At 68.8% G+C, this 16,871-nt stretch carries 19 protein-coding genes; 8 read left to right on the top strand and 11 right to left on the bottom strand.

Annotated elements, in window-relative coordinates:
- The coding region (gene bfr / locus Q7T09_RS16920; protein ID WP_304701303.1) for a bacterioferritin at nt 1-449 on the top strand (449 nt) is incomplete at its 5' end.
- 224 nt (nt 450-673) lie between these two features.
- Here the strand turns inward: bfr and mtaB are convergent.
- A complete protein-coding gene (gene mtaB / locus Q7T09_RS16915) occupies nt 674-1,912 on the bottom strand; it encodes a tRNA (N(6)-L-threonylcarbamoyladenosine(37)-C(2))-methylthiotransferase MtaB (RefSeq protein WP_304701302.1) in 1,239 nt (412 codons plus the stop codon).
- Nucleotides 1,909-2,736: a diaminopimelate epimerase gene (gene dapF, locus Q7T09_RS16910; RefSeq protein ID WP_304701301.1), complete on the bottom strand. Its 828-nt coding sequence runs from the start codon at nt 2,734-2,736 to the stop codon at nt 1,909-1,911. The genes mtaB and dapF overlap by 4 nt, the downstream gene beginning before the upstream one ends.
- Nucleotides 2,737-2,817: 81 nt before the next feature.
- On the opposite strand from dapF, the gene Q7T09_RS16905 reads away from it, so the two are divergent.
- Both Q7T09_RS16905 and Q7T09_RS16900 read left to right on the top strand, forming a co-directional pair.
- Nucleotides 2,818-4,884, top strand: coding sequence for a prolyl oligopeptidase family protein (locus tag Q7T09_RS16905; RefSeq protein WP_304701300.1), 2,067 nt, complete (start codon nt 2,818-2,820; stop codon nt 4,882-4,884).
- Nucleotides 4,884-5,399, top strand: coding sequence for a GNAT family N-acetyltransferase (locus tag Q7T09_RS16900; RefSeq protein WP_304701299.1), 516 nt, complete (start codon nt 4,884-4,886; stop codon nt 5,397-5,399). The genes Q7T09_RS16905 and Q7T09_RS16900 overlap by 1 nt, the downstream gene beginning before the upstream one ends.
- Before the next feature lie 9 nt (nt 5,400-5,408).
- On the opposite strand, the gene Q7T09_RS16895 is transcribed toward Q7T09_RS16900, so the two are convergent.
- From Q7T09_RS16895 to Q7T09_RS16865, 7 genes are all read right to left on the bottom strand, one after another.
- On the bottom strand, nt 5,409-5,912 hold the full coding sequence (locus tag Q7T09_RS16895) for a PadR family transcriptional regulator (protein WP_304701298.1): 504 nt from the start codon (nt 5,910-5,912) through the stop codon (nt 5,409-5,411).
- 194 nt (nt 5,913-6,106) lie between these two features.
- Entirely contained in the window at nt 6,107-6,511 is a 405-nt protein-coding gene (locus Q7T09_RS16890; RefSeq protein ID WP_304701295.1) for a host attachment protein, read from the bottom strand.
- Nucleotides 6,512-6,608: 97 nt separating this feature from the next.
- Nucleotides 6,609-7,505 carry a hydrogen peroxide-inducible genes activator gene (locus tag Q7T09_RS16885; RefSeq protein WP_304701293.1) on the bottom strand — a complete coding sequence of 299 codons (897 nt, stop codon included), beginning with the start codon at nt 7,503-7,505 and terminating at the stop codon, nt 6,609-6,611.
- A gap of 59 nt (nt 7,506-7,564) precedes the next feature.
- A complete protein-coding gene (gene ahpF, locus Q7T09_RS16880) occupies nt 7,565-9,148 on the bottom strand; it encodes an alkyl hydroperoxide reductase subunit F (RefSeq protein ID WP_304701292.1) in 1,584 nt (527 codons plus the stop codon).
- Between the two features lie 91 nt (nt 9,149-9,239).
- Nucleotides 9,240-9,803 carry an alkyl hydroperoxide reductase subunit C gene (ahpC, locus tag Q7T09_RS16875; protein WP_304701291.1) on the bottom strand — a complete coding sequence of 188 codons (564 nt, stop codon included), beginning with the start codon at nt 9,801-9,803 and terminating at the stop codon, nt 9,240-9,242.
- A 117-nt stretch (nt 9,804-9,920) separates the two neighbouring features.
- Nucleotides 9,921-10,451 carry an ATPase gene (locus Q7T09_RS16870; protein ID WP_304701289.1) on the bottom strand — a complete coding sequence of 177 codons (531 nt, stop codon included), beginning with the start codon at nt 10,449-10,451 and terminating at the stop codon, nt 9,921-9,923.
- Between the two features lie 13 nt (nt 10,452-10,464).
- Nucleotides 10,465-11,316 (bottom strand): glutamate racemase, encoded by an 852-nt coding sequence (locus Q7T09_RS16865; RefSeq protein ID WP_304701287.1) that lies wholly within the window; start codon nt 11,314-11,316, stop codon nt 10,465-10,467.
- Between the two features lie 177 nt (nt 11,317-11,493).
- Between Q7T09_RS16865 and Q7T09_RS16860 the strand changes: the two genes are divergently transcribed.
- The 4 genes from Q7T09_RS16860 (at nt 11,494) to Q7T09_RS16845 (ending at nt 15,444) form a co-directional block, all read left to right on the top strand.
- Entirely contained in the window at nt 11,494-11,739 is a 246-nt protein-coding gene (locus Q7T09_RS16860; protein ID WP_304701286.1) for a hypothetical protein, read from the top strand.
- 14 nt (nt 11,740-11,753) lie between these two features.
- Nucleotides 11,754-12,389 (top strand): TetR/AcrR family transcriptional regulator, encoded by a 636-nt coding sequence (locus Q7T09_RS16855; RefSeq protein ID WP_304701285.1) that lies wholly within the window; start codon nt 11,754-11,756, stop codon nt 12,387-12,389.
- 88 nt (nt 12,390-12,477) lie between these two features.
- The gene (locus tag Q7T09_RS16850; RefSeq protein WP_304701283.1) at nt 12,478-14,598 is read left to right on the top strand and encodes a M3 family metallopeptidase; all 2,121 of its coding nucleotides are present in this window, start codon (nt 12,478-12,480) and stop codon (nt 14,596-14,598) included.
- A 264-nt stretch (nt 14,599-14,862) separates the two neighbouring features.
- Nucleotides 14,863-15,444, top strand: a complete 582-nt coding sequence (locus tag Q7T09_RS16845; RefSeq protein WP_304701282.1) for a hypothetical protein — start codon at nt 14,863-14,865, stop codon at nt 15,442-15,444.
- Nucleotides 15,445-15,576: 132 nt separating this feature from the next.
- Here Q7T09_RS16845 and Q7T09_RS16840 read toward each other — a convergent pair whose 3' ends face one another.
- Both Q7T09_RS16840 and Q7T09_RS16835 read right to left on the bottom strand, forming a co-directional pair.
- On the bottom strand, nt 15,577-15,993 hold the full coding sequence (locus Q7T09_RS16840; RefSeq protein WP_304701280.1) for a type II toxin-antitoxin system VapC family toxin: 417 nt from the start codon (nt 15,991-15,993) through the stop codon (nt 15,577-15,579).
- A 7-nt stretch (nt 15,994-16,000) separates the two neighbouring features.
- Nucleotides 16,001-16,330: a type II toxin-antitoxin system Phd/YefM family antitoxin gene (locus tag Q7T09_RS16835; protein ID WP_304701278.1), complete on the bottom strand. Its 330-nt coding sequence runs from the start codon at nt 16,328-16,330 to the stop codon at nt 16,001-16,003.
- A gap of 176 nt (nt 16,331-16,506) precedes the next feature.
- On the opposite strand from Q7T09_RS16835, the gene Q7T09_RS16830 reads away from it, so the two are divergent.
- On the top strand, nt 16,507-16,871 hold a 365-nt coding region (locus Q7T09_RS16830; protein WP_304701276.1), incomplete at its 3' end, for a signal recognition particle receptor subunit alpha.

Here is a 16,871-nt window from a genome sequence, read left to right as displayed (position 1 = left end):
CAGCACTCCGCTCGGAGTTGACCGCCGTCAGCCAGTACTGGCTTCACTTCCGCCTGCAGGAAGACTGGGGCTTCGGTCACCTCGCCGACAAGTCGCGCGCCGAATCGATCGAAGAGATGCACCACGCGGACAAACTTATCGCCCGGATCATCTTTCTCGAGGGCCATCCGAACCTGCAGAAACTCGACTCCTTGCGCATCGGCCAGACCGTCCGCGAAACGCTGGAATGCGACCTTGCCGCCGAGCACGAGGCCCGCACCCTTTACATCGAGGCGCGGCGCTACTGTGACACTGTGGGCGATTTCGTGACGCGCGGCCTCTTTGACGAGCTGATCGCGGATGAAGAAGGCCACATCGACTTTCTGGAAACTCAGATTGGCCTGTTCGACACCCTCGGCGTCGAAAACTACGGCCTCCTGAACGCCAAGCCTGCGAGCAAGGCCGACTGACGCCGCCTGATCATCCGGCGCAACCTGCACCCCCACCGTATCGGGTGGGGTGCGGGTCTGCGGCCCGCAAGGCCCGAAGCCCATGCGCCCATGGCCAGACCCGCTTCGCACGGCCCCGTTTGCCGCAGGCACCGATCAGCCAGAAGCAAAGGTTGCGAAATCCTAGATATTCTCAGCCAAGCGGTTGATTTAAGTTATTTTCTGGAAAATGTCCCTCTGGACACTCACGCCAGAAGCCGCGACCCGTCATGGCCCGAGATCCGGACCTCCAGGATCGCCCCCTCCGGCTGATCCGCCGCGAAGGCCACCTCGGCGAACCCCTCGGTCCGCCCCAGTCGCGCGCCCTCGGTCAGTACCCGCTGGACCCGCCCGACCTGCGTCCCCAGATGCCGGCCCAGCGCAGCCGCACCCAGGGCGCGCAGCCGCGCGGCCCGCTCCCGGATCTCTGGCCCCGGGACCTGCGGCATCCGCGCCGCAGGGGTGCCCTTGCGGGGCGAGTAGGGGAAGACATGCAGGAATGTCAGCCCGCAGTCGCCCACAAGGTCCAGGCTTTGCTGGAACATCGCCTCGGTCTCGGTCGGGAAGCCCGCGATGATGTCGGCCCCGAAAACCATCTCGGGCCGCGAGGCTTTCACCTCGGCGCAGAACCGGATCGCGTCGTCCCGCAAATGCCGCCGCTTCATCCGCTTCAGGATCAGATCATCCCCCGCCTGCAACGACAGGTGCAGGTGCGGCATCAGCCGGGGTTCGGTCGCGATCGCCTCGATCAGCGCGGGGTCGGCCTCGATGCTGTCGATGGAGCTGATCCGCAGCCGTGGCACCGTGGTCAGCTTCAGGATCCGCCGCACCAGATCGCCCAGGCGCGGCTCGCCCGGCAGGTCCGCCCCCCAGGAGGTGAGATCCACCCCGGTCAGCACCACCTCGTTGAAGCCGCGGTCCACCAGCCGGCTGATCTGCTCGACCACCACCCCCGCCGGGACCGACCGCGAGTTGCCCCGGCCATAAGGAATGATGCAGAAGGTGCAGCGATGGTCGCAGCCGTTCTGGACCTCGACATAGGCGCGCGCCCGGTCCTTCAGCCCGTCGATGAGGTGGCCGGCGGTCTCCCGCACGCTCATGATGTCGTTGACCCGCACCCGACCTTCCGGGGCCGTGGCGGCATAGGCGCCGGCCGCCGACTTCTCGGCGTTGCCCAGCACCAGGTCCACCTCGGCCATGCCGGCGAAGGCGGCGGGGTCGATCTGGGCGGCGCAGCCGGTGACGATCAGCTTGGCGTCGGGGCGCTCGCGGCGGGCCTTGCGGATCGCCTGGCGCGCCTGGCGCACGGCCTCGCCGGTCACCGCGCAGGTGTTGAAGACGATGGCGTTCTCCAGCCCGTCCTCGATGGCGCGGGCGCGGATGACCTCGCTCTCATAGGCGTTCAGCCGGCAGCCGAACGTCACGATATCCAGCTTGTCGCTCACGGCAGGGTCCCCGTGAATTCAAGCTCCAGCGGGCCGGTCATGATCACGTGGTCGTCGCTCTGCCGCCACTCGATGACGAGATCACCGCCGTCCAGCTCCAGCGTCGCCTTGCGGTCGGTGAGGCCGCGGCGGGCGGCGGCCACCAGGGCCGCGCAGGCGCCGGTGCCGCAGGCCTTGGTCAGGCCGGCGCCCCGCTCCCAGACCTTCAGGCGGATGCGGTCGCGGGCCTTGATCTGGGCGAAGCCGACATTGACCCCCTGCGGGAACAGCCGGTGGTGCTCGATCATCGGGCCCACCTCGCGGACCGGCGCGGTGTCGGCGTCATTGACGAAGAAGACCACGTGGGGATTGCCCATGGAGACGCAGCCGGGCGTGTGCAGGTGCGGGGCGTCGATGGGGCCGACCTGGAGCTCGATGCCCCGGGTGTCCATCTCCTCCTCCAGGGGGATCTGGTTCCAGGCCAGGCCCGGGACCCCCATGTCGACGCTGACCCGCTTGTCGCCGGCGCGCCGCGCGGTGAGCAGGCCGCCCTTGGTCTCGAAGGTGGCTTCGTCCTTGCCCGAGGCCTCCATCAGCAGCCAGCCGACGCAGCGGCTGGCGTTGCCGCAGGCGCCCACCTCCTCGCCGTCGGCGTTCCAGAAGCGGACGGCGGCGTCGGCGCGGGCCGAGGGGTCGATGGCCACCAGCTGGTCGCAGCCGATCCCGCCCTCGCGCGAGGCGATGGCGCGCACCTCGTCGGCGCTGGGCGCAAACGGGGCGGAGCGGGCCTCGACCACGACGAAGTCGTTGCCGAGCCCGTTCATCTTCAGGAACGGACGGCTCATGGCGCCCGCTATATAGGGGACTTTTCCCCGGCAATCACCTTTGGCGAGACAGACCGTGCCGCGCGGTCCTAGATTTGGCCCATGAAAATGCTTTGCGCGGCGCTGACCGGCGCCCTCCTGCTGGCCGGCCCGGCCCACGCCCAGGCTCCGGCGGACCCCTTCACCTGGCTTGAGGACATCGACGCGCCTGCGGCCATGACCTGGGTCGAGGGCCAGAACGCCAAGTCGGCCAAGCGGCTGGAGACCGATCCCCGCTACGCGACCTATCTGGCGCAGGCCCGCGCCATCTTCACCGCCAAGGACCGCATTCCGTGGCCGGTGTTCCGAGCCGGCGGGGTCGACAACCTCTGGCAGGACGACGCCCAGGTCCACGGGGTCTGGCGCCACGCAACGCTGTCGTCCTATCGCAGCGCGCAGCCGGTCTGGGAGACGCTGCTGGACCTGGACGCGCTCTCCAAGGCCGAGGGCAGGAACTGGATCTGGAAGGGGGCGACCTGCCTCAAGCCCGCCCAGACCCTGTGCCTGGTGGAGCTCTCCAACGGCGGCGGCGACGCGGTGGAGGTTCGCGAGTTCGACACCGCCAAGAAGGCCTTCGTGACGGGCGGCTTCCGCCTGGCGGAGGGCAAGCAGGATTTCGCCTGGCTCGATCCCGACACCCTGGTGGTCGACCGCATCTGGACGCCCGGCGACGAGACCCCCTCGGGCTATGCCTATATCGTCAAGACCGTGACCCGCGACGGCCAGGCCCGCGAGGTCTATCGCGGCCAGAAGAGCGACGTCGGGGTCTCCCCCATCGTCCTGCGCGGCGCGGGCGGCCGGGCCGACGGCCTGATGGCGCGGCGCGGCGTGACCTTCTTCGAAAACGAGTTCCTGCTGCTGGAGGCCGGCAAGACGATCCCGGTCGCCCTGCCCCGCAAGGCCGAGCACCAGGCCTATGTCGACGGCCAGGCGGTCTTCGAGCTGAAGGAGGCCTGGGGCGGTTTCGGCGCCGGCGCCCTGGTCGCCTATGACCTGCAGGCCCTGAAGGCCGGGACCGCCAAGCCGGTCCTGATCTTCCAGCCCGGTCCGCGCCAGGCCATCACCGAGGTGGATGACACCCGGGGCCGGCTGGTGGTGAACCTGCTGGACGAGGTGAAGGGCGCCGTCGACGTCTATGACCTGAGCGCCGGCAAGTGGACCGCCAAGCGCCTGGCCCTGCCCAAGGACGCCACCTTCACCATCCGCTCGGCTTCCGGGGACGACGACCAGGTCTTCGTCTCGGCGGAGGGCTTCCTCGACCCCACCAGCCTGTGGCTGGCCGACGCGGCCGCCGGGGCGGCGGTCCAGGTCAAGACCCTGCCCGCCCGCTTCCAGGCCGAAACTCACAAGGTGAAGCAGTATTGGGCGACCTCGTCCGACGGAGCGAAGATTCCCTATTTCGTGGTCCTGCCGAGGGGCGCGAAGCTCGACGGGTCATTGCCCACCATCCTGTACGGCTATGGCGGGTTCGAGGTGGCCAAGCCGCCGATCTACCTACCGGAGATGGGCAAGATCTGGCTGGAGCGGGGCGGCGCCTATGTGATCGCCAATATCCGCGGCGGCGGCGAGTTCGGGCCGGCCTGGCACGACAGCGTGCTGCGGGAGAAGCGCCAGCTCTCCTTCGACGACTTCGCCGCCGTGGCCCGCGACCTGGACGCCCGCGAGATCACCTCGGCCCGCCGGCTCGGTATCTATGGCCGCTCCAATGGCGGGGTGCTGACCACGGTCTCCATGACCCAGCATCCGGAGCTGTGGAACGCCGTGGTGGTGGAGAGCCCGCTGATCGACATGCTGCGCTATCACAAGCTGTCGGCGGGGGCCTCGTGGATCGGGGAGTATGGCGACCCCGACGTGCCCGGAGACCGGGCCTTCATCGAGAGATACTCGGCCTATCAGAACCTCAAGCCGGGCGTGAAATACCCTGAGCCCTACATCACCACCAACACCCGAGACGACCGGGTCCATCCCGGCCATGCGCGAAAGTTCGCCGCCCGGCTGGAAGCCATGGGCGTCCCCTACCTCTATTACGAGCAGACCTTCGGCGGCCACGCCAACGACGCCGACCCCGAGCTGAACGCCCGCCGCTGGGCCCGGCACTATGTCTACCTGACCCAGAAGCTGATGGACTGATGCTGGAGATTACGCCCCTGACGGCGGACGACCCGCCGCGCATCGCCCAGGCCTTCGCCGCCATCGGCTGGGACAAGCCGGAGGCCCAGTTCGCCCGCTACCTGGACGAACAGACCGCCGACGACCGGCCGGTGCTGGTGGCCCGGCTGGACGGGGAATTCGCCGGCTATGTGACCGTGATGTGGGTTCCGCAGTATGCGCCCTTCCGCGAGGCGGGGATTCCGGAGATCCAGGACTTCAACGTCCTGCCCCAGTTCCGCCGGCGCGGGATCGGCACGGCCCTGATGGACGCCGCCGAGGCTCTGATCGCCACCCGCAGCGCGACCGCCGGCATCGGGGTCGGGCTCTATCCCGACTACGGTCCGGCCCAGCGGCTCTATGTGCTACGAGGCTATCTGCCCGACGGTCGGGGAATCGCCTGGAACGCGATCCCCGTGACGCCGATGCAGGAGGTCATGGTGGACGACGACCTGGCGCTGTTCTTCACCCGCGAGCTGATCTCAGACGCAGAATGAGACGGCCGCTCAGGTCCGCTCGATGCGGGCCGCGGCCTCGTCGATGATCCCGGCGATGGCGTCCACCTGGTCCTCGGTGACCCCTCCGCGCTGCATGCGCAGGCGAAGGGCGACCCCCAGGTTCTGCATGGCGCGCTGCAGCTTGGGCCGGGCGCCGGAGGAGTGTTCGGCGGCCTCGTCCAGGCGGGCGAAGATGGCGTCCACCGCGGCGCGGTTGGCCTCCAGCGCTTCCTTGCCGGCCGGGGTGGCCTCATAGGCCTTGCGACCGCCCTCGGCGGCGACGGGGACCACGAAGCCCTCGTCCTCCAGCAGGGAGAAGGTGGGGTAGATGACGCCGGGGCTGGGCCGGTAGGCGCCGCCGGTGCGCTCCTCGAGCTCGCGCATGACGTCGTAGCCATGGCGCGGCTTCTCGGCGAGCAGGGCCAGGACCAGGAACCGCAGGTCCCCGTGTTCCAGCAGGCGGCCGATGCGGCCCCCGCGCTCGCCGCGTCCGCCCCGGAGGTGGTCGCGCATCTGGCCGCCAAACCCATGGCGGCTGCGATGTTCATGTCGGTGAGAAAAGTGTCTATGCATTTTCGATCCTATTTAGACATATCGATATTGCAGATATATCTAACCCCGAGCGGGATGCAATAGAGATATATCGAAATAGATCGCGACCCCGGAGCCTGGAGTCCGGGGCGAGCCGAGGCCCGCCCCGGACGGGATCAGGCGTGGGAGATGGCGGTCTCGATGTCGCCGACCACGTGGCCGGTGAGGTCCTTGGCCAGTTCCCCCAGCAGCTTGCCCTCCAGGGCCTTGTGATAGTGGCGGCGCAGCTCGCCCAGGGTCTTGGGGGCGGCGATGATGTAGAGGTGCTCGATCTTGCCGGCCAGGGCCTGCTCGTTCAGCCAGGCCGCCGTGGCCGCGGCGAAGCCGTCCTCGCGCTGCTGGCCGTCGCTCGGATTGGCCGAGCTGGAATAGTGGTGGTCGCCGGAGCTGCGGTTGACGTGGCCCAGGGCGGCCGGCGGCAGGGCCGTCAGCTTGGGATGAACCTCGTCGCCGGCGTTCCGGTAGAGGTGAAGCGTCACGCCGTCCGCGACGGCGACGGTCGTGCCCTTGGGTAGTTGCATCTTGTTGCTCCGATGGATTGGGGGGAACCCCGTGTGGCAACGTCTGACGCGGCCCATCGGGCCCAACCATGATCTGGCTCAATTGCGGCGTCGCCGTTCAGGCGTCCCGCAGGGTCTCGGCCAGCAGGCGGCCCTCGGCGCCGCGGCTGGAGCCGGCCCGCCAGGCCACCACGATCTCGCGGCTGGGATGCTCGGCCCGCAGGTGGCGCACCGCGACGTGGGCGGCCTGGGTCAGGCCCGCCTCCACGGCCATGGCCGGCAGGAAGGTGACGCCTAAGCCCGACCCCACCATCTGCACCAAGGTCGGCAGGGAGGTGGCGGCGAAGGCCTCCTCGTCGCCGGTGGCCTTTGGCGGCTTCAGGCCGCAGGCCGAGAGCACGTGGTCGCGCAGGCAATGGCCGTCCTCCAGCAGGATCAGGTCCTCCCCCTCCATGGCCGAGGGGGGGAATTCCAGTTGGTTGGCCAGGGGATGGTCGGCCGGAATGGCGGCCAGCAACTCGTCGTCCGAAACGTGGGCGTGGGCCAGGCCGCCCATGTCGAAGGGCAGGGCGATGAGGGCGGCGTCCAGCTGGCCGGCCTTGAGGGCGGCGATCAGGCGCTGGGTCAGGTCCTCCCGCAGATAGAGCCGCAGCTTGGGGAAGCGCGCCCGCAGCAGGGGCAGGGCCTTGGGCAGCAGGAAGGGGGCGATGGTGGGGATGACGCCCAGGCGGAAGCGCCCGGTGAGCGGCTGGCTGGCGTTCTTGGCCGCCTGCACCAGCTCCTCGGCCTCGTTGAGGATGGTGTTGGCGCGGCTGAGCGCCGCCTCCCCCACCGCCGTCAGGATGACGCCGGAGCGGGCGCGGTCCACCACCGGGGCGCCCAGGGTGCGCTCCAGCTCCTGGATGCCGGCCGACAGGGTCGGCTGGGTGACGTGGGCGGCCTCGGCCGCCTTGCCGAAGGCCCCGTGCTCGGCGAGCAGCTTCAGATACTGGAGTTGGCGGATGGTGGGGAGCATGGCGCGATCATAGGCTCAGTCTATTGAAAACCCATAGACGCCATGCCCCCACCCTCGGCTCAGGCCGCCACCGCCTGGGTGGCCTCGGTGGGCAGGTGGATCAGGTAGTCGAAGGCCGAGAGCGCGGCCTTGGCGCCGTCCCCGGCGGCGATGACGATCTGCTTGAAGGGCGTGGTGGTGGCGTCACCGGCCGCGAACACCCCGGGCGCCGAGGTGGCGCCGTGGGCGTCGACCTCGATCTCACCCCGCGGGCTGAGCGCGAGCGCCCCCTGCAGCCACTCGGTGTTGGGCACCAGGCCGATCTGCACGAAGATCCCCTCCAGCTCGACGGTGTGGGCGGCCTCGGTCGGCCGGTCGCGATAGGTGAGACCGGTGACCTTTTCGCTGTCCCCCAGGACCTGCGTGGTCAGGGCCGAGGTGATGACCGTCACGTTGGGCAGGCTGGCCAGCTTGCGCTGCAGCACGGCGTCGGCGCGGAGCTGGCTGTCGTACTCGATCAGGGTCACGTGGGCGACGATGCCGGCCAGGTCGATGGCCGCCTCGACGCCGGAGTTGCCGCCGCCGATCACCGCCACGCGCTTGCCCTTGTAGAGCGGGCCGTCGCAGTGCGGGCAGTAGGCGACGCCCTGGTTGCGGTACTGCTCCTCGCCGGGCACGCCCATCTGCCGCCAGCGGGCGCCGGGCGCCAGGATGACGGTCTTGGCCCGCAAGGTCGCGCCGCTTTCCAGCACGATCTCGCTGAGCTCGCCGGCCGTCTTGGCCGGGACCAGCCTGGCGGCCTTCTGCAGGTTCATGACGTCGACGTCGTAGGCCTTGACGTGCTGCTCCAGGCCCGAGACCAGCTTGGGGCCCTCGGTGTGGGGCACGGAGATGAAGTTCTCGATGGCCATGGTGTCCAGCACCTGGCCGCCGAAGCGTTCGGCCGCCAGGCCGGTGACGATGCCCTTGCGGGCGGCGTAGACCGCCGCGGCCGCGCCGGCCGGGCCGCCGCCCACCACCAGCACGTCGAAGGTTCCCTTTGCGGCGATCTTGGCCGCATCGCGGGCCGCGGCGCCGGTGTCGAGCTTGGCCAGGATCTGCTCCAGGCTCATCCGGCCCTGGGCGAAGGGCTGGCCGTTCAGCAGGACGGTGGGCACGGCCATGATCTTGCGGGCCTCCACCTCGTCCTGGAACAGGGCGCCGTCTATGGCCACGTGGCGGATGGCCGGGTTCAGCACGCTCATCAGGTTGAGCGCCTGCACCACGTCGGGGCAGTTCTGGCAGGAGAGCGAGAAATAGGTCTCGAAGCTGTAGTCACCCTCCAGCGCCTTGATCTGCTCGATGACCTCGGGCTCGACGCGGGGCGGGTGGCCGCCGGCCTGCAGCAGGGCCAGGACCAGGGAGGTGAACTCGTGGCCCATGGGCAGGCCCGCGAAGGTCACGCGGGCGTCGGCGCCCGGCGCGCGGACGGCGAAGGATGGCTTGCGGGCGTCCTGGCCGTCGAGGCGCAGCAGGACCTTTTCCGAGGCCTCGACGATGTCGTCCAGCAGGACCTTGAGCTCCGCCGACTTGGCCGAGGCGTCCAGGCTGGCGATCAGCTCCACCGGATGGCGGAGGTTCTCCAGATAGGTCTTGAGTTGGGACTTCAGGCCTTGGTCCAACATGGCGGGGCTCCGATAGGGACGCGGGGAGTGGGGGAGGAAGGTGCGTCGCCGCCGCCCCTTTTCGAGGCTGACGGCGGCGACGCGGGCCGATCTAGATCTTGCCGACCAAGTCCAGGGACGGGGCGAGGGTCTTCTCGCCTTCCTGCCACTTGGCGGGGCAGACCTCGCCGGGGTGGGAGGCGACGTACTGGGCGGCCTTGACCTTGCGCAGCAGCTCGAGCGCGTCGCGGCCGATGCCGCCAGCGGTGATCTCGACGATCTGGATCTTGCCAGCGGGGTCGACCACGAAGGTGCCGCGGTCGGCCAGGCCGGCCTCCTCGATCATGACCTCGAAGTTGCGCGAGATCTTGCCGGTGGGGTCGCCGACCATGACGTAGGCGATCTTCTTCACGGCTTCCGAAGTGTCGTGCCAAGCCTTGTGAGCGAAGTGGGTGTCGGTGGAGACGGAGTAGATTTCCACGCCCAGCTTCTTGAACTCGGCGTAGTTGTCGGCCAGGTCCTCAAGCTCGGTGGGGCAGACGAAGGTGAAGTCGGCCGGGTAGAAGAACACCACCGACCACTTTCCCTTCAGATCGGCGTCCGAGACGGTGATGAACTTGCCGTTCTGGAAGGCCTCGGCCGTGAAGGGCTTGATTTCGGTATTGATAAGGGACAACGCGAGCTCCTGATTGGTTCGGGAAGGAGCCCGCTGTCTATATGGCGCCGCAGCATTGGGGAAATTGATAATATATGTCGTAAAGATAGATTTCTTCTATAACCAATCCCCAGGCGCTTAGTCCGGCTTGCCGGTCTCGATCAGCGTCTTCAGACGGCTCACCTGCTCGCCGATCACGCCGTCCACCGGCTTGGCCCATTGCTCGGCCAGACCGCCCTTGGCGTAGCCACCGACATCGTAGCTCACCGTGAGAACCGTCGTGGCGGGATCCGCGCCGGCTTTGAGGTTGAAGGCCATGTGACCGCTGGCGCCGGTGAACTGCAGGGGGCCGAGCGCGCCGGAGAGCCGCAGGGCGCTGTCGCTGGCGTAGACCACCGTCATGTGCCGAACGAAGCCGTCCTTCAGCTTCTCACAGAAACAGCCCGTCGCCAGGTCGATGGAGAGGTTGCGGGCCTCGCCCGACCAGCTGTGGGCGGAGTTCCACCAGCGGCCGGGTTCCAACATCGCGGCCCGCACCTTGGCCGGCGACGCGGCGATGGTGACGACGTGGCGGACCTCGAAGCCCTGGGGCGACTGGTCGGTGACCTCGGCGCGGGCGGCGCCGGCAAGCGACAGGGCGGCCACCACCGCCGCCAAGATCATCTTCATGGGAAAGCCTCCCCTAAGCCTGCTCGAAGCTTAGCGGCGCCCCCCAGAAAGTCTCAACCAGCAAATGCTGGGCGCCGGGCTTGCCGGTGGTGAGGAAGATGTGCCGGCCGGTGTCCCCGGCGGTATATTCCGGGTGTTTGGCCAGATAGGCCTCCAGGGCGTCGGCGGTGGCGCCGGGCTGGTGGATCAGGGGCGTGCCCGGGGGCAGGGCGGCGCGGAACATGTCGGCCACCATCTCGTAGTGGGTGCAGCCGAGAATGGCGCGGTCCGGGGGGCGGCCGATGCGGACGCTGACCGCCTTGACGTGGGCCTCCACCGCTGTCGCCAGCTCCACGGCGCCCGCGCCCTGCTCGATCATCGTGGCCAGTTCCGGACAGGGTTCGGAGAAGACCGCCACGTCCTGGCGGCGCTTGTCGATCTCGATCTCGTAGACCCGGGAACGGGCGGTGGCCGGGGTGGCGAAGACCGCCAGGACGTCCAGCTTCTCCACCTTCTCGCCCCGGCGGTCGGCCTCGTGCTCCCAGGGCAGGCCGGTGGCCGCCTCGATGGTGGGGACGATGATGCCCAGCACGTTCACCGGCCGCCCCAGCGCCTTGCGGTAGCCCGGCAGCCAGGTCTGCTGCAAGCGGCGAAGGGCCACCCCGGAGGCGGTGTTGCAGGCCAGGACCACCAGGTCGCAGCCGCGGTCGAACAGCTTTTCGCAGCCAGCCCGGGTGAGATCGACGATCTCCTCGCCCTCGCGGCCCCCATAGGGGGTGTTGGCCTGGTCGGCCAGGTAGATGAAGTCTGCGAGGGGGAAGCGGTCGACGAGCCGACGGTGAACCGTCAGCCCCCCCACCCCGGAATCGAACACGCCAATGGCCATGGATCGCGCTTAGCCGCCTTGGGGGACAGCGTCCAGCATCCGTGGGCGCGGGTGGAAATGTAAACCACTGTTATTTCAGATTGACACCATTGTCAGGCTGACATAACCGTCACCGCCAAATCCAACCTGTGCCCCCACGCAGGGCCCCTCCCTCTCCTCCCCGAGATCCTCAAAGCCATGTCCCTCCCCTTCGCCGCGCGCTCCGGCGCGACCGCCGACGACCCCGCCCTTGAGACCGAACTGGCCACGGCGCTCGCCCTGGCCCGCGCCTCGGCCTCGGCCATGCTGCAGCTGTCGCCCCTGGCCCATCGCGAGATCACCGCGGCCCTGACCCAGGAGATCGGCGCCCTGGAGGCCCAGAACGACCCCACCTCCCTCGGGGCCGCCCAGGCCCTGAAGCATTACCTGCGCGAGGCCGCCTGACCCCTCGGCGGCCCATGCGGGTCAATCTCGAAGCGCGCGCCGCGGCGGCCGAAAGCCGCCGCGCGCAAACCCGCGCGCGCCTGATCGAGGCCGCCATCTCGGTGATCCTGGAGAAGGGGCACGAGAGCGCCTCCATCGAGGACTTCGTGGCCGCCGCAGGAGTCTCGCGCGGCACCTTCTACAACTACTTCCCGACCATCGAAGACCTGCTGCACCACCTCAACGGTCAGATCTCCGAGGAGCTGAACCGGACGCTGGGCCCGGCGCTGACCGGCATCGACGATCCCGCGGCGCTGCTGGCCGCGGTGGTCCACAAGATCCTGGCCACCTTCGTCGCCGATCCGGTGCGCGGCTGGCTGGCCCTGAAGATCGAGTCCACGGCCCTCCCGCGCCAGGCGGTGTTCGAGGCCCGCTTCGACGCCATCCACAGGGCCGCCGTCTCCGGCGGCCGGTTCCGCGATTGCGACGTCGCCGCCGCCCGCAACCTGGTGTTCGGCGGCTTCCGCATGGCCCAGCGCGACATCGTCATGGGCGAAGCCGGCCCCGAGCATGCGGTGGACCTGGTGGCCCTGATGCTGAGCGCCTTCGGCCTGACGCCGGAGGAGGCGCTGCAGATCAGCCGTGACGCCTTCGAGGCCGCCCGCGCCTGAGCGGGCGACATTACGCGGCTGTCATGTGACGTCCGGTTACATCCTGCCTAAGGTCGCCCCACACCTTGAGCCAATCCCCGGAGTCTCCATGCATCGGCGCACCTTTCTCGCCGCGACCAGCGCCCTGGCCGCCACGTCCCTGGTTCCAGCCGTGAGCCTCGCGGCCGACGCCGACGTCCTCACCGCCCCCTGGACCGGGCCCTATGGCGGGGTACCGCCCTTCGACAAGGTCAAGGTGGCCGACTTCGCCCCCGCCATCGAGGCGGCCATGGCCCAGGAACTGGCCGAGATCGACGCCATCGCGGCCAATCCCGCCCCGCCGACCTTCGAGAACACCATCACAGCCCTGGAGCGCACCGGCGACGTCAAGAACCGGGTCGACACCCTCTACGGCATCTGGAGCGGCACGCTCTCGACCCCGGAGATGCGGGCCGTAGAGAAGGTGATGGCGCCCAAGGACGCGGCCCATGGCGACAAGATCCTGCAGAACGCCCCGCTCTTCAAACGCATCGAGGCGGTCTATGAGGCGCGGTCGACCTCCGGCCTGACCGCGGAGCAGCAGCGCCTGTCCTGGCTCTACTGGAACCGCTTCGTGCGCGCCGGCGCCAAGCTGTCGCCCGAGGCCAAGACCCGGGTGGGGGCCATCAACCAGGAACTGGCCAACCACTTCACCACCTTCAACCAGAACCTGCTGGCCGACGAGACCGACTACGTCCTCTATCTGCGCACCGAGGCCGAGCTCTCGGGCCTGCCCAAGGACGTCCGCGACGCCGCCGCCGCGGCGGCGCAGGAGCGGGGCCATAAGGACGAGTTCGCGATCCTCAACACCCGTTCCTCCATCGATCCCTTCCTGACCTATTCGACGAGGCGGGATCTGCGCGAGAAGGTCTGGCGGACCTTCTACAGCCGCGGCGACAACGGCGATTCCCACGACAACAACGCCGTCATCAAGAAGATCCTGAAGCTGCGGGTCGAGCGGGCCAGGCTGCTGGGCTATCCGACCCACGCCCATTGGCGGCTTGAGAACGCCATGGCCAAGACCCCGGACAACGCCATGGCCCTGATGATGCGGGTCTGGCCCTCGGCCATCGCCCGGGTGGGCGAGGAGGTGGCCGAGATGCAGGCCATCGCCGACAAGGAACACGCCGGCCTGCGCATCGAGCCCTGGGACTATCGCTACTACGCCGAGAAGGTCCGGGCGCAGCGCTACAACCTCGATATGAACGAGGTGAAGGGCTACCTGCAGCTCGACAAGCTGCGGGAGGGGATGTTCTGGGCCTCGGGCCAGATTTACGGCTTCACCTACCATCCGGTGACCGATGTCCCGGTCGCCCATCCCGACATCAAGGTCTGGGAGGTGAAGGGCGCCGACGGGGCCCATGTCGGCCTCTGGTACTTCGATCCCTACGTGCGGGCTGGCAAGCGCTCGGGCGCCTGGATGAACGCCTACCGCACCCAGGAGACGTTCCGCGGCAAGATCACCACCATCGTCTCCAACAACGCCAACTTCGTGAAGGGCGCCCCCGGCGAGCCGATCCTGATCTCCTGGGACGACGCCACCACCATGTTCCACGAGTTCGGCCATGCCCTGCACGGCCTGAACTCCGCGGTGAACTATCCCTCCCTGTCGGGCACGGCGGTGCCGCGGGACTATGTGGAGTTCCCCAGCCAGGTGAACGAGAACTGGCTGGCGACGCCGGAGGTGCTCAACCGCTTCGCCCTGCACCACAAGACCGGCAAGCCGATCCCACCGGCCCTGATCGCCAAGATCGAGAAGGCCCACACCTTCCGCCAGGGCTTCGACGTCACCGAGTACCTGTCCTCGGCCCTCATCGACATGAAGCTGCACCTGGCCGGGGACGCCGACATCGACCCCGACGCCTTCGAGCGGGAGGAACTCAAGAAGCTGGGTATGCCCAGGGAGCTGCCGATGCGCCACCGCACCCCGCAGTTCCAGCACATCTTCGCCAGCGACGGCTATTCGGCGGGCTATTACAGCTACCTCTGGTCGGAGGTCCTGGCCCACGACGCCTACGGCGCCTTCACCGAGGCCACGGGCCCCTATGACAAGGCCGTGGCCAAGCGCCTGCACGACAGGATCATGAGCATCGGCAACACCGTCGATCCCGCCGAGGCCTATCGCAGCTTCCGTGGCCGCGATCCCGACGTGAAGGCCTATCTGATCGACAAGGGCTTCCCCACCACCTGACCGGTCCAGCCCAGTCGCGCGCGAACGCCCCGTCGCCAAACGGCCGCGGGGCGTTTTGCGTTTTTGAGGCGCGGCGCCTCGAATTCGCCCTTGAGGGGAACCAGGGTCGAAAACGTGCAATTGCGGCGCGAAGTTCTGGCGCGGAAAATGCACGACGACCGGTATCGTCCGTGACCTTGGGGCCCTTCCAGATGCGCCTTTCTCCCGCCGCCGCCGCGATTCTGGCCCTGCTGAGCGTCCTGCCCACCGCGGCCCTGGCCCAGAATGGGGCGCACGGCGCACGGCGCCCGACCCTCGGCCCTGTCGGCGATGCTGATCTGTCCCGTTTCGGACCCCGCCAAGGCCGCGGTCGCCGGCGTGCGGGTGGGAAAGGCCAAGGGCTACGCCGTCTGCAGGCTGCAGGACGCCGACCGCGACCGGGCGCTCGCAGCCATCGACACGGCCCTCGACCAGGGCGGCTACCAGGTCTGGGACAACGAGCAGACCGGGACCTCCGGCGCCGTGCGGGTGCTCGACACCAAACCCTATGACGGCAAGGCCTCCCTCGACCCGGCAAGCTATGCCGCCCCCGCGCCCCTGCGCGGCGCGCGCCTGGCCTCCGGCGTGAAGCGCGCGCCCCGCTATGACGTGGCCGAGGGCCGGCACACCGCCAAGGGCGCCATCGCCCTGCGGGCCGCCCCGGCGGTCGCCGGCCGCAAGCTGGGCGAACTGAAGGACGGCGAGGACTTCGACGTCCTGGCCCGGGTCAGCGGCACGGGCTGGCTGCTGGCCGGCCGCGACGGCGTGGGCCTGGGCTACGTGCCCGAGACCGTGGCCTGGCCGATCTACGCCTCGCGAGGCGCCTAGATCGACGCCGACAGCCGCCCCCTGTGCCGAATCTTCGAGGTCCACTTCAACCCGCAGGGCGGCCCCGCCGAGACCCGCCGCCACACCGCCTGCCAGGGCGCCGACGGCCAGTGGCTGCTGCGGGGCTGAGTCTCAGCAGGCGATCGCTCCGACGAACCCTGCCGCCGCATAGTCGAGAATCTTCCGGTCCCGCGTGACAATCGCGGCGCCGAGATGACGGGCCGTGGCGATGATCAGTCGATCTGCCGGGTCTCCATGCAACTCGCCGGGCAGGTGCGAGGCGTCGATGGCGATGTCCGGCGTCAGCGGCGCGAGCCTCAGACCGGGCGCGGTCAAGGCGCGGACGAACCAGGTCTTGGGGTCGGGGGTGAACTGCAAGCCGTCCGAACGCCCAATTCGTCGGCTGAGCAGGCCGATTTCCCAGGCCGAGGCTGTCGACACGACGAGCGCGTCATCGCGCGCCGCGCGTTCGATCTCTTCCAGCGCCGGAGGCTGGATCGGCGTCCGGTTGATCAGCCAGATGAGGGCGCAGGTGTCGAGGAGGAGCACGCGCCGCTCAATTGTGAAGCTTGCCGGACTCGGCGAGGAACGGCTCGTCGAGCACGGGCTCGGTCAGGTCGAAGCCGGGCGGAATGGTCACGCTGCCTTCCATGAAGCCGAACAGGCCGCTCACTTCCGCCTCGGTCGGCTTGGGCGGCGTCAGCACCGCCATGACCTTGCCGCGCTTGGTCACCTCCACCCGCTCAAGCTTTCCCGAGCCCAGGCGGTCGAGGATGTCCAAGCACTTGGCCTTGAACTCCGTGACGGTGAAGGTCGGCGTATCGGACATGTTCGATGATGTGGTCATTTGAAATGACCGGTCAAGAGCGACCGCAACCGACGCCACGCCCCTTTCCTTGACCTTTCGGCCCTCCGAGCGCATAAGCGCGCCCTTCCGGCGCAGAGCAATCGCGCCCTCTACCGCCACGGCCCCCAGGTCTTATCTGGGACGAGGGCGGCGAGGCCCCCCGTCGACGTGATCGTCCACGGGGGTCGATTGCGTTTGGGCCACAGGAGCGAAACTTGTTCGACGCGCTGACTGATCGGCTGTCTTCCGTCTTCGACCGGCTCTCCGGTCGCGGCGTGCTGTCCGAAAAGGACATCGACGAGGCCCTGCGCGAGGTCCGCGTGGCCCTGCTGGAGGCCGACGTCGCCCTGCCGGTGGTGCGCGACTTCATCGCCAAGGCCAAGGAGAAGGCCGCCGGCCAGGACGTGATCCGCTCGATCCGTCCCGCCGACCAGGTGGTGAAGATCACCTATGACGGCCTGGTGGAGATGCTGGGCGGCGAGGGCGGCGCCGAGGGGCTGAACATCAGCCTCAACCCGCCCACCGTGATCCTGATGGCCGGCCTGCAGGGCTCGGGCAAGACCACCACGGCGGCCAAGCT

The sequence above is a fragment of the Phenylobacterium sp. genome (assembly GCF_030645195.1).
Taxonomy (GTDB): Bacteria; Pseudomonadota; Alphaproteobacteria; order Caulobacterales; family Caulobacteraceae; genus Phenylobacterium.
Note: the sequence above shows the minus strand (reverse complement) of the source record. Positions and strands in the feature narration are given on the sequence as shown.

Bases quoted from the DNA above. Each gene is read 5' to 3' on its own strand.
- Q7T09_RS16845 (WP_304701282.1), top strand. From the start codon at position 14,863: ATGGGGCGCACGGCGCACGGCGCCCGACCCTCGGCCCTGTCGGCGATG.
- Q7T09_RS16855 (WP_304701285.1), top strand. From the start codon at position 11,754: ATGCGGGTCAATCTCGAAGCGCGCGCCGCGGCGGCCGAAAGCCGCCGC.
- dapF (WP_304701301.1), bottom strand. From the start codon at position 2,736: ATGAGCCGTCCGTTCCTGAAGATGAACGGGCTCGGCAACGACTTCGTC.
- ahpF (WP_304701292.1), bottom strand. From the start codon at position 9,148: ATGTTGGACCAAGGCCTGAAGTCCCAACTCAAGACCTATCTGGAGAAC.
- Q7T09_RS16885 (WP_304701293.1), bottom strand. From the start codon at position 7,505: ATGCTCCCCACCATCCGCCAACTCCAGTATCTGAAGCTGCTCGCCGAG.
- Q7T09_RS16850 (WP_304701283.1), top strand. From the start codon at position 12,478: ATGCATCGGCGCACCTTTCTCGCCGCGACCAGCGCCCTGGCCGCCACG.
- Q7T09_RS16865 (WP_304701287.1), bottom strand. From the start codon at position 11,316: ATGGCCATTGGCGTGTTCGATTCCGGGGTGGGGGGGCTGACGGTTCAC.
- Q7T09_RS16870 (WP_304701289.1), bottom strand. From the start codon at position 10,451: ATGAAGATGATCTTGGCGGCGGTGGTGGCCGCCCTGTCGCTTGCCGGC.
- Q7T09_RS16905 (WP_304701300.1), top strand. From the start codon at position 2,818: ATGAAAATGCTTTGCGCGGCGCTGACCGGCGCCCTCCTGCTGGCCGGC.
- Q7T09_RS16860 (WP_304701286.1), top strand. From the start codon at position 11,494: ATGTCCCTCCCCTTCGCCGCGCGCTCCGGCGCGACCGCCGACGACCCC.
- Q7T09_RS16895 (WP_304701298.1), bottom strand. From the start codon at position 5,912: ATGCGCGACCACCTCCGGGGCGGACGCGGCGAGCGCGGGGGCCGCATC.
- Q7T09_RS16890 (WP_304701295.1), bottom strand. From the start codon at position 6,511: ATGCAACTACCCAAGGGCACGACCGTCGCCGTCGCGGACGGCGTGACG.
- Q7T09_RS16900 (WP_304701299.1), top strand. From the start codon at position 4,884: ATGCTGGAGATTACGCCCCTGACGGCGGACGACCCGCCGCGCATCGCC.